The organism is Mucilaginibacter sp. P5_A6 (genome assembly GCF_056400585.1).
Genome location: NZ_JBFUKZ010000016.1, coordinates 100,480 through 112,663 on the forward strand (window position 1 = coordinate 100,480; position 12,184 = coordinate 112,663).

The window sequence follows — 12,184 nt, forward strand, 5'->3', positions numbered from 1 at the left end:
ATTATCAATTTACTTAAACGTTTAAGTAAATTAACATAATTTTATTGTTTTTTAATTTTAAAGTGCATGTTTTGTAATGATTATTTTAGTTTGCCCGGTTATAGCCAATCATTGGCCCTATACCATTTCAGCGTTTCTATTAAACCGGTCTTTAAGTTATAGGTTGGATAAAACCCAAGTTCTGATTTTGCTTTTTCAATGTCAACAGACCAGTTTACGGCCATAAGCTCATTAAGTTTTTCGGTATTTAATATGGCAGCCCTATTGCTCAAAGAACTTACTTTTTCTGATACCAATGCTATTATTTTTACAAATATTACAGGCAAATGAAATTTGAAGGTTTTTAAGCTTAGCGCTTCCTTTGCTAAATTAGCTAACTCATATTTACTATAAAAATTGCCGTCGCTAAGGTTGTAGTCTGAAATATTCCAGTCGTACAGCGATTTAATAGCAGCTTTTGCAACATCTTTTACATAAATAAAGGTAAGTTTTTGCTCGGCTTTACCCATATAAGGTTCAAGTCCCCGGGTGAGCTGCTTAAAAAATATAAATATGCCGGTATCCCTTGGTCCATATATAGCGGTAGGGCGTAAAATGGTATAATTTAAATTTTCTATAGTTTTAAGTTGATTCTCGGCCAATAACTTACTGCGGCCGTAGGCCGTAACCGGGTTGGGCTTTATATTTTCGCTGATGGAACCCACCAATGTTTTAAGCGGGCCAAGCGCAGCAAGGCTGCTGATGAGCACGAATTTTTTTAGGTTTATATCTGCCTGTACTGCAGCCGATGCCAGGTTAAACGTGTGTGTGGCATTAATGTAGTTGTATGCCGCCTGTGATTTGGCTGCGGTAACACCTGCCGCATGGATAATATAATGAGGTTTTATATAACTCAGTTGTTGTTTTAAGGCCGAAAGATCCCGGTAATCGAGGTTTACAAAGTTGATGTCAAGATGTTTTAAGTGATCTATCTTACTGCTTTTGCGCACTGCGGCATACACTTCAAGATTGTTATGTAATGCCTCCTCTATAATGTGAAATCCTGCAAACCCACTTGCCCCGGTTATTAAAACCCGTTCCCTCATATCGCTTTCTGGTATAACCTGTATTTTTTGTATGGATCGCCTTTAATAGCTTCAATGGCGCGGTTCACCATATCATTATGTTCCAAAGTCCATCCGGCTTCGGCATGTTTAAATCCTTTTCTTTTATATTCTCTTATAATGGTACCGTATAAACAAGCCTCTATACCCATTTTACGGTAGCCATCAATAACCCCCAACGCGTAAATACGGATACTCTGGATATTTTTTTTGCCAAATAATAGCTTAAAGATGCCTGTAGGTAATAACCGCCCGCGTTTTATCTTTTGAAAAATCTCATTATAATTGGGCAGGGCTAAACCAAACGCAACTATTTTGCCTTCCTGCTCGGCAACCAATGCAAAATCAGGATCGAGGATCAGTTTAAGATCTTTGGCCAGGTAGTCAAATTCTTCATCGGTTAAAGGTACAAAGCCGGTATTGCTATCCCAGGCGGAGTTATAAACCTCGCGCAGTTTAGCAGCATCTTCCTTGAATTTTTTCATGTTTACCTTGCGGATAATGATATTATTCCGCTTTAAGCGCTCCTCTAAAGAGTTTAATAACCTAACTGATTTATCATCATAAGCCTGGCCGTCCCAATGCCACGCAATAAGATCAACATCTTTGCTAAGGCCGTAGGCTTCAATGAGGTTGGCATAGTAAGGTTTGTTATAGGTATTCATTAAAAAGGCAGGACTATCAAATCCTTCAATCAATAAACCGCAAGGCTCATTGGTGCTAAAGTTTACCGGGCCTAAAAGTTTACCGCTCACTCCTTTCTCTTTAAGCCATTGGGTTACGGTTTCAAAAAGTAAGGTGGATACATTTATATCATTTACACAATCAAAAAAACCAAAAAAACCATCGTTAACATGGTTATACTCATTGTGCGCATTATTGAGTATGGCGGCAATCCGGCCTACAATTTTATCGCCGTCATAAGCTAAAAAAGGCTGTACTGTGTTGTGCTTATGAAAAGGGTGAATGGTTAGCAAATCCCGTTGGGCTATAAACAGTTCGGGAACATAGTTTGGGTCGCCCTCATACAAATCATGCGGAAAATCAATAAATGAAGCTAATTCCTTTTTAGAATTAACCGTTACAATTTTTATCATGAGTGGTATTCAATAATTGCCCTAAGGCCATAGAAACTGAAAAGTCCGTATGCACATGAGCTTGTTTTAAACTAAAACAGCAACAAATACATACGGACATTTTATTATATTTTTTCTTTAACAGAAGTAACGCCTACTTCTTTAAACGCTTTTGCAAGTTTTTCAACGGCTTCATCAATTTGCGCAAAGGTATGAGTTGCCATTAACGAGAAACGCAGCAACGATGAATCTGAAGGTACAGCCGGCGAAACTACCGGGTTAACAAACACACCATCGGCTTGTAATTGTTTGGTTACAAGGAAAGTTTTTTCGTTATCACGTACGTAAATAGGTAATATCGGGCTTTCGGTAGGACCAAGGTCAAAGCCTTCTTCCAGTAACAGCTTCATGGCATAGTTGGTATTATCCCAAAGTTTCTGGATCCTTTCCGGCTCCGATTCGATGATATCAAGTGCGGCAATAACGCTGGCAACAGAACCCGGAGGCATACTGGCGCTAAACATCAATGAACGCGCGCGGTGTTTTATGTAATCAATGGTATCCTTATCGCTGGCAATAAAACCACCTAACGATGCCAATGACTTACTAAAAGTACCCATGATAAGGTCAACATCATCAGTAAGGTTAAAATGCGATGCGGTACCGGCACCTTTATGGCCAATTACCCCAAGGCTGTGCGCATCATCTATCATGATGTTTGCACCATACTGATCGGCAAGATCAACTATCTGTGGTAGCTTAACAATATCACCTTCCATGCTGAATATACCATCAACAGCAATAATTTTTACAGCATCCTCTGGCAATAAGGCCAGTTTACGCTGCAGGTCGTTCATATCATTGTGGGCATATTTAATCACTTTCGAAAACGAAAGCCTGCTGCCATCAATGATACAGGCATGATCATACTCATCCAATATGATATAATCATTACGACCGGTTATGCATGATAGTACCCCAAGGTTTACCTGGTAACCAGTGCTGAATAGTACAGTAGCTTCTTTGCCAACATAGCTGGCAAGCCTGTTCTCTAACTCGATGTGAATATCGAGTGTGCCATTTAAAAAGCGAGATCCGGCACAACCTGTGCCGTATTTATCGATCGCTTTTTTTGAAGCTTCCTTAATTTTAGGGTGATTGGTAAGGCCTAAGTAGGAATTAGAACCAAACATTAACACTCTTTTATTATCTATTAAAACTTCAGTGTCCTGAGCAGACTCAATAGGCCTGAAATAAGGATACAATCCCTTTTCCCGGAGCATATTTGCAACCTGGAACTCGGCGATTTTCCCATGTAGTTTTTTAACCATGTATTAACTCTGCTTAAATTTTGCGTAAAAATACCATGAATAAGCAAATAACTTATACGGTAAGTGTAATTTTTTTAAAAATAGCTTATCATTAGGTTAACCTAATTGATAAAGGTGTATTCATATTACATGGCAAATTAATTAATTTTTTTGTTTATTTCGCACCTTATATTTTCATTTTTTTGTAAAAACCGAAAATTGGTAGGTTTTTGCCATGCATTTATAAAATTTCGGTAATATTCTTGTGGTTCATAATATTTTGTTGATATTAATCACATATTCGCACTCCCCTGTGTAATTCGATTAAAACTATAGCAACTTTGTTTTGTAGTTTATGTCAGTTTGCATTGACATCTATTTCCTTCGTATGAAAAAACTAAAAAACCTATCCATCTTAACGATAATTAATTTAACATTAATTTTACATTCGCCGGTTTTTGCTCAAGGCGGGGTTGATACCATTGGTGGGGGATCGGTTTCGCTTAAGCAAGCTGTTGATTATGCGCTGCGCAATCAACCAGCAGTAAGGCAGGCTTCTATTGATGAACAGATCAATGAGCGCGATATCAGGATAGGTTTATCAGGATGGCTGCCGCAGGTAAATTCATCGGGACTATATAACTACTATTTTAAAGGCAGCCCGCAGGCGGGTGCAGGAGGTGCCAATATCCCTTCAAATTCAGGCAGTATCCGTAACCTGTCGACACTGGGTGTTACAGCATCGCAGGTATTATATAATAATGATGTATTCCTGGCTTCAAAAGCATCCAGGTACTCGCGCGAGTATTACAGGGAAAATACTTTAAGCACCCAGATAGGTGTTGTATCGGATGTAAGCAAGGCTTTTTTTGATGTATTGTTATCGCAAAAACAGCTTAATATTACCAACGAGGATATTACACGGCTGCAGCGTAGCTTAAAAGATGCCACCAACAGGTACCAGGCAGGCGTATCTGATAAAACAGATTATAAGCAGGCAACCATTGCCCTCAATAATTCGATAGCTACACGTAAGGCGACAGAAGAATCAATAAAAAGCAAAACGGCCTATTTAAAACAGATCATGGGTATTGGTGGCGAAAAGCCCTTAACGCTATCATACGATTCATCACGATACGAACAGGAGGCCTACATTGATACCAATCAAACACTGGATGTAAACAACCGCATCGAATTTAGGCTGCTGCAAAGCTCAAAAGCGCTTAAGAGTTTAAACATTAACTATTACCGTTACGGCTTTTTACCTTCTATATCGGCGGTAGGCAGTTATAATTATGCATACTTTAATCATGATTTTAATAATCTTTATAGCAATGCCTATCCAACGGGTTATGCCGGTATTACTTTAGGCCTGCCAATTTTCCAGGGAGGCAAACGCCTGCAAAATTTAGCAAAAGCGCGCTTACAGGTTGAGCGTACCGACCTGGATATAGAAAATACCCGCAACAGCATCAATACCGAGTATGTGCAGGCATTGGCCGGCTATAAAAGCAACTACACCAGTTACCGGCTGGTGCGTGAAAACGTAGACCTGGCAAGGGATGTATATAAAATAGTAAGCCTGCAATACCGTGAGGGGGTTAAAACTTACCTTGATGTTATTGTAGCACAATCAGACCTGCGTACTGCCGAGCTGAACTATTATAATGCCTTGTTCCAGCTGCTGGCCAGTAAGATCGATCTGCAAAGATCATTGGGGACATTAACGGTACAATAACAATATTAAATAGAATTTAAACGAACAACCCTATAATGAAACCATCATGAGTTGCCACTTAAAAACAAAAAATAAACGCTCATGATAGCTTCATTACCTTTAAAAAACAAATCACTATAATGAAAAACAGATATATATATTGGTTAGCCCCGGCAGCATTAATAACATGGGTATCATGTGGTAAAGCCGGTAAGGGTGGCGCAGCCGCGCAGCCACCAACACCGGTTTCAATTGCCGAAGCCAAAACTGCAGAGGCTACCTATTATGATAGGTACCAGGGAGTAGTAATATCTATTAACACTGTTGAGCTGCGTAGCCAGGTGCCGGGTTTTGTAACGGGTATATTTTTTAAGGAAGGTGATGTTGTACAAAAGGGCAAAGTGCTTTATGAAATTGATAAACGTAAATATGAAGCAGCATATCAGCAAGCCCAGGCTAATGTGTTAAGCGCCCAGGCCAACCTGGTAAAAGCCCAAAAAGATGTTGACAGGTATAATATGCTGTTGAAAAACGATGCTATTGCCCGCCAAACTGTTGACCAGGCTACCGCTGCATATGAAACAAATAAAAGCCAGGTGGCTGTAGCTAAAGCGGGACTTGCATCGGCTGCTACAGATCTTTCTTACGCTACCATCCGGGCGCCTTTCACAGGGCGCATAGGTATTTCGCAGGTGAGGCTGGGTGCTCAGATTGCTGTGGGTACTACGCTTATGAACACCATATCGGCCGAGCATCCTATTGGTGTCGACGTTGTAATTAACGAGCAGGATATTAACCGCTTTTATAATCTGCAAAAAGCAAGCAGCGATACCACTTTTAAACTACAGCTGCCCGATGGTAACACTTATAATAAAACCGGTAAGGTTTTAGCTATTGACAGGGGAGTAAACAGCGGAACCGGAAGTATTAAAGTACGCATCCAGTTCCCTAATGAGGATGATGTACTGAAGGATGGCATGAGCTGTGTTTTACAGGTATTGAATGGGCAATCGGGCAACAGGGTGCAGATACCTAATAAAGCGGTAACCGAGCAAATGGGCGAATTTTTTGTTTTTGTAACCAGAGATACTACAGTTAAAGATACCGCCCAGGATAAAACCATAAAAGACAGGCGCGATACTATTGCCAACCAGGTAAAGGTAAAGCTTGGTCCCCGTGTTAATACAGATATAGTGGTTATGGCTGGTATCAAAGCTGGCGACAAGGTGGTGACCGATGGCTTTCAGCGTTTGCGCGATGGCGGCAGAATAACGCTTGGCGCCGGTGGCCCGCCTGCAGGTGCGGCTCCAAAAAAATAGTGTTTATATACGAAGAGAGATTTAAGCTTGTGGCAGGGAACAACCCCTGCAAAACTTAATAATAAAAAGAATGATCGCAGATACTTTTATACGACGACCGGTAACCGCAATAGTGATCTCAATAGTGATTGTAATTGTGGGCGTATTGTCAATGACCAGCTTACCTATCGGGCAATATCCTGATATTACCCCGCCAACTGTTTCTGTTACCGGTACGTATACCGGGGCTGATGCGTTAACGGTGGAGCAAACCGTGGCCACCCCGGTAGAGGTACAAGTGAATGGCGTGCCCGGCATGACCTATTTACAAAGTAACAGCAGCAGTAACGGCCAAATGAGCATGACTGTTAACTTTGATGTAGGTACCGATATTAATATAGCAGCGCTTGATGTGCAAAACCGTGTGGGTATTGCCCTGCCAACCTTGCCGCAGGAGGTGCAGCGTTTAGGGATGATTGTGCGCAAGCGTAATCCCAGTATATTAATGCTGGTTGCCATGTTTTCACCTAAAGGTAGCCATGACGTTACTTTTACCGATAATTATACCAATGTTTTTATAAAGGATGCTATTTTACGTACCAAAGGCGTGGGCGATGTTGTTAGCCGTGCCGATGATTTCAGTATGCGTATCTGGCTTAACCCCGATAAGCTCGCAGCTTTGGGCATGTCTGCAGGCGATGTAACCGCTGCATTGGCCGAGCAAAACGCCCAGGTGGCCCCGGGTACTGTTGGTGCCACGCCCCAGCAAAAGGCGCAAACCTTTGAATATTCTGTACTGGTAAAAGGCCGTTTAAGCAAACCCGAAGAATTTGGTAATGTAGTTGTGAAAACCGTGCCGGCTACAGGTGCTATTGTACATTTAAAGGACGTAGCACGTATTGAGCTGGGTAAATTCAATTACTCCGGTAATTCGTTTGTTGATGGTAAAAGAGCATCGTACCTGTTGGTGTACCAGGCCCCAAACAGCAACTCGCTTGAAACAGCCGAGAACGTATACGCCACCATGGAGCAGCTTAAAAAAAGTTTCCCGGCTGATATTGACTATGTGGTTCCTTTTGAAGCGGTAACTGTAGTTAAAGTATCAGTTAGCGAAGTGGTAGAAACCTTGCTTATAGCATTGGGACTGGTTATTGTGGTAGTATTTTTATTCCTGCAAAACTGGCGCTCCACCCTTATCCCCGTATTGGCTATTCCCGTATCTATCATAGGTACGTTCATATTCTTTATTCCACTCCATTTTACCATAAATACGCTTACGTTGTTTGGTTTTGTATTAGCCATAGGTATTGTGGTTGATGATGCTATTGTGGTAGTTGAAGCTGTACAGCATTATATGGATGAAGAGGGTATGTCTCCACGTGAAGCAACCGAGCATGCCATGCGCGATATATCGGCGCCGGTAATTGCCATTGCCTTGATATTAGCTGCGGTGTTTGTGCCGGTAGGGTTTGTGCCCGGTATAGTTGGACGGCTTTACCAGCAATTTGCTATCACTATAGCTATATCGGTATTGATATCGGCTTTTGTGGCGCTTTCGTTAACCCCGGCGTTGTGTACGCTGCTGCTCCGCCCGCATAAAATTGATGAAAAATCAAAAGGGCTCAACAAATTCTTCTTTGTATTTAATGATTGGTTCACCCATATAACAGGCAGGTATCGCAACACCGTTGATAAAGGCATAAAAAATTCAAAGTTCATTGTCATTATACTGGTGTGTATTATTATTGGCACCATACTTTTATTCAGGGGTAAACCATCAGGGTTTATTCCGTTAGAGGATGATGGTCGCGTTTATATCACCTATGATCTGCCCGAAGCCTCATCAACAGTAAGAACGGTTGATGTGCTGCACCAAATGATGAAAACCCTTGATAGCGTACCCGAAATTGCGCATTATGCAGCATTAGGCGGATTGAACGCTATCAGCTTTGCAAGTAAGGCCAATAGCGCCACCATGTTTGTTCAGCTTAAGCCATGGGATGAGCGTAAGGAAAAATCGCAGCAGATTACCGCCCTTGTTGCCAAGCTCACTAAAAAGCTGGCCAGGTTTAAAGAGGCGAATGTGGTAGTAATTCAGCCGCCTGCTATTCCGGGTTTAGGAAGCACCGGTGGTTTTTCATTTATATTAGAAGAAAAACAAGCAGGTGGTGATATAAAAGTGTTTGAGAAAACATTGAAAACATTTGTGGGCGAGCTTAATAAACGCCCAGAAATTGCCCGGGCCTTCACCTTTTTTACAGCGAGTACACCTGCTTATCAGTTAACTATTGACAGGGAGAAAGCTAAAAAATTAGGCGTTTCTATAGCCGATGTTAACAGTGCCCTGCAAACCTATATGGGGAGTACCTATATTAATGACTTTACCATATACGGCCGAAACTTTAGGGTGCTTGCACAGGCCGATACTACTTACCGGAGTAATATCAGCAATATCGGGCAATACTTTGTGCGTAATTCATTTGGTACAATGGTGCCGTTAAGTACCCTTACCTCTTACAAGGTTATTGAAAACTCGCCGTTGATTGCACATTATAACCTGTTCAGGTCGGCCGAGATTAACGGGAGTTCCAGGCCCGGTTATAGCAGCGGTGATGCTATAACGGCTTTGAAAGAAGTTGCTGCCAAGTCACTGCCACAAGGCTTTGGTTACGAGTTTTCGGGTCTTAGCCGCGAAGAGTTATTGTCTGGTTCAACAACAGTTTACATTTTTGCACTTTCTATAGGCTTTGTATTCCTTTTCCTCGCCGCGTTATATGAAAGCTGGTCAGTTCCGTTTTCGGTGCTGCTGGCTGTGCCTTTAGGCGCATTTGGAGCCATCCTTTTCCTTACGTTCTGGCCCGACCTAACCAATAACGTATATGCGCAGATTGGTTTAATTACCTTGATAGGTTTGGCGGCCAAGAATGCGATTTTGATAGTTGAGTTTGCCAAAGAACGTGTAGACAGGGGGATGAACCTTGAAAAGGCTACCCTTGAAGCGGTACGGCTGCGTTTACGTCCAATCATCATGACCTCGATGGCATTTATGTTGGGGGTTGTGCCCTTAATGATTTCATCCGGTGCTGGTGCCGAGGCCCGGAAAACCATAGGATGGACGGTGTTTGGGGGGATGCTTGCGGCCACATCGCTTGCTATATTTATAGTGCCCGTTTTATACTATACTATTACCCGGTTTGCGTATGGCAAAGAAAAACTGGCCGAAATGGAAAAAAACTACAAGCCCGATCCAAACCATGACCCGCATATTTAATACTTGTTCATAAAAACAAAAAAAGAGGAGCGAAAACTTCTCTTTTTTTGTTTTTGGCAAGCCATAGTATCTCATCGTTATGCCAATAGTTATTGAATTTTTAGCCTATACACTACAAAAATCATTAATTGCAGACACTTTTTGTATAAGCAACATTCTGTTTTTCTGTACATTAATTTGATGTTAAATAAATTTCTAAAAACGAATGGTAAATATCATTTTTTAATAAAAAAGTATATTGATAATCAATATTTAAGCCAAATACTTAGTTAAAATAACTACAATAAAACTCCGTATTTAAACCGTCATGCCAATCTCACAAGGGTTAAAAGTTATCAAAATGGCAAAGTATTTGTAAAGGAGGTATCAATGCAATGAAAAAATTGCAGAGTTATATAAAAATTACAACTATGAAAACAATGACAAAAATTATAGCCGGAGCTTGTACAGCTGTAGCTATATTCATCGGAACAAATGTAAGCGCACAAACTACTCCCGCCAACAAACTACGTTTTGGTATTGGTTTAGAAGCAGGTGTACCTACAGGTAACGCACATGATATTTCGAAATTTGAGCTTGGTGGTACCGGACGTTTACAATATGGGGTTAATAACAATGTAGCTTTAACGCTAACATCTGGTTACTATAACTTTTTTGGTAAAACTTATACCTCAACAGTAACCACCCCAACCGGCACGGCCACTTCAACTTTTAAAGCCAGATCACTTGGTATGATCCCGGTTAAAGCTGGTCTTAAAGCGTTTGTTAGCGATGGCTTTTATCTGTCGGGCGAAGCAGGTGCTGGGTTTGAAGTTCATCCGATAGTAGCCGGCGGTGAAAAAAACACCAAACTTATTCTTTCTCCCGGCATTGGTTACGCAACCAAATCATGGGATGTTGGTGCACGTTATGAAAATTTTTCTGGCCAGGGTAATAACTATGGCCTCGTAGGTTTACGTATAGCTTACGGTTTTGGTTTATAGAAAAACCTGGTCACTAAATAATAAAAGCCCCTCGTCGTGATGATGAGGGGCTTTTTGTTATTCTGAACCGGAATTTTTCGAATTTAAGAATTAACAGAATTTCAGCTGCATTTAAATTCGAATTTTTTTTAATTCGCTTAATTCATCTGCACATTTGAAATCTGAAATCTGCACATCTACACCAGTTTCCCCAGCGCTTCTTTAATCCTTCTTACAGCCTCTATCAGCTTATCCTCTGCAGCGGCGTAGGAGATGCGGATAGAAGTAGTATCACCAAATGAATCACCGCCTACGGTAGCTACATGAGCTTCCTCCAGCAGGTATATGCTTAGCTCATCGGCATCTTTAATTGTTTTGCCATTATAGCTTTTGCCAAAGAACGAGGTAACGTTAGGGAAAAAGTAAAACGCGCCATCGGGCAGGTTTAATTTTATGCCATCAATTTCGCTCAATAGTTTATAAACAATGTCGCGGCGTCTTTTAAAGGCTGCACGCATTTCAAGTACTGTTTCCAGGCCGCCTTCATAAGCAGCAATACCGGCACGTTGGGTAATTGAACAGGTTCCTGAAGTTATTTGTCCCTGCATTTTATCGCAGGCCGTAGCAATCTCTTTGTTGCTTGCAGTGTAGCCAATCCTCCAACCGGTCATGGCAAATGCTTTCGACCAGCCGTTGATAATCACTACGCGGTCTTTTATATAATCAAACTGGGCTATCGATTCGTGTTTATCAATATAGTTGATATGCTCATAAATCTCGTCGCTCATGATATAAACATGAGGGTGTTTTTCAAATACTTTGGCCAGGCCTTCCAGCTCATCCTTGCTGTAAACACTACCGGTAGGGTTACATGGCGATGAGAACATAAACAATTTAGTTTTTGGCGTAATGGCTGCTTCTAATTGCTCAGGCGTAATTTTAAAATTTTGTTCAACAGTTGTGTTGATGAAAACACTTACACCCTCGGCAAGCTTAACAACTTCGCTGTATGATACCCAGTAGGGGGTAGGGATAATTACTTCGTCGCCCGGGTTCACCAAACATAATACCGCGTTGGCAATAGCCTGTTTGGCACCTGTTGAAACTACTATCTGGCTAACATCATAATCAAGGTTATTTTCGTTCTTTAACTTGGCAACAACAGCCTTACGCAGTTCGGGATAACCAGCTACAGGGGTGTAGTAGGTAAAGTTTTTATCCATGGCCTGTTTAGCAGCTTCCTTGATGTGCTCGGGGGTATGAAAATCAGGCTCGCCAAAGCTCAGGCTGATCACATCAACACCTTTTGCGGCAAGTTCACGGCCCATTTTGGCCATTTTAATTGTTTGTGATTCGGACAAGTTATTTATCCGGTTACTTAATGCGCTCATATAAATTATGTTATCGGGGCAAATATAGAAAATAACTTTACTGCTACTTACGCTTG

The 12,184-nt window shown here is 41.4% G+C and carries 8 protein-coding genes; 4 read left to right on the forward strand and 4 right to left on the reverse strand.

Annotation, left to right across the window (positions count from 1 at the left end):
* Positions 1–98 precede the first annotated feature (98 nt).
* From AC1DO4_RS17275 to spt, 3 genes are all read right to left on the reverse strand, one after another.
* Complete coding sequence (locus tag AC1DO4_RS17275) at positions 99–1,085, reverse strand: NAD-dependent epimerase/dehydratase family protein (protein ID WP_477418017.1); 987 nt, start codon at positions 1,083–1,085, stop codon at positions 99–101.
* On the reverse strand, positions 1,082–2,200 hold the full coding sequence (locus AC1DO4_RS17280; protein ID WP_477418019.1) for an N-acetyltransferase family protein: 1,119 nt from the start codon (positions 2,198–2,200) through the stop codon (positions 1,082–1,084). The genes AC1DO4_RS17275 and AC1DO4_RS17280 overlap by 4 nt, the downstream gene beginning before the upstream one ends.
* Before the next feature lie 104 nt (positions 2,201–2,304).
* Positions 2,305–3,510 carry a serine palmitoyltransferase gene (spt, locus tag AC1DO4_RS17285; protein WP_477418021.1) on the reverse strand — a complete coding sequence of 402 codons (1,206 nt, stop codon included), beginning with the start codon at positions 3,508–3,510 and terminating at the stop codon, positions 2,305–2,307.
* 367 nt (positions 3,511–3,877) lie between these two features.
* On the opposite strand from spt, the gene AC1DO4_RS17290 reads away from it, so the two are divergent.
* From AC1DO4_RS17290 to AC1DO4_RS17305, 4 genes are all read left to right on the forward strand, one after another.
* A complete protein-coding gene (locus AC1DO4_RS17290) occupies positions 3,878–5,227 on the forward strand; it encodes a TolC family protein (RefSeq protein WP_477418023.1) in 1,350 nt (449 codons plus the stop codon).
* Positions 5,228–5,346: 119 nt separating this feature from the next.
* Positions 5,347–6,525, forward strand: coding sequence for an efflux RND transporter periplasmic adaptor subunit (locus AC1DO4_RS17295; protein WP_477418025.1), 1,179 nt, complete (start codon positions 5,347–5,349; stop codon positions 6,523–6,525).
* Positions 6,526–6,595: 70 nt separating this feature from the next.
* Positions 6,596–9,775: an efflux RND transporter permease subunit gene (locus tag AC1DO4_RS17300; protein WP_477418027.1), complete on the forward strand. Its 3,180-nt coding sequence runs from the start codon at positions 6,596–6,598 to the stop codon at positions 9,773–9,775.
* 419 nt (positions 9,776–10,194) lie between these two features.
* A complete protein-coding gene (locus AC1DO4_RS17305; protein ID WP_477418029.1) occupies positions 10,195–10,758 on the forward strand; it encodes a hypothetical protein in 564 nt (187 codons plus the stop codon).
* A gap of 176 nt (positions 10,759–10,934) precedes the next feature.
* On the opposite strand, the gene AC1DO4_RS17310 is transcribed toward AC1DO4_RS17305, so the two are convergent.
* On the reverse strand, positions 10,935–12,128 hold the full coding sequence (locus AC1DO4_RS17310; protein WP_477402323.1) for a pyridoxal phosphate-dependent aminotransferase: 1,194 nt from the start codon (positions 12,126–12,128) through the stop codon (positions 10,935–10,937).
* Between the last annotated feature and the right edge of the window lie 56 nt (positions 12,129–12,184).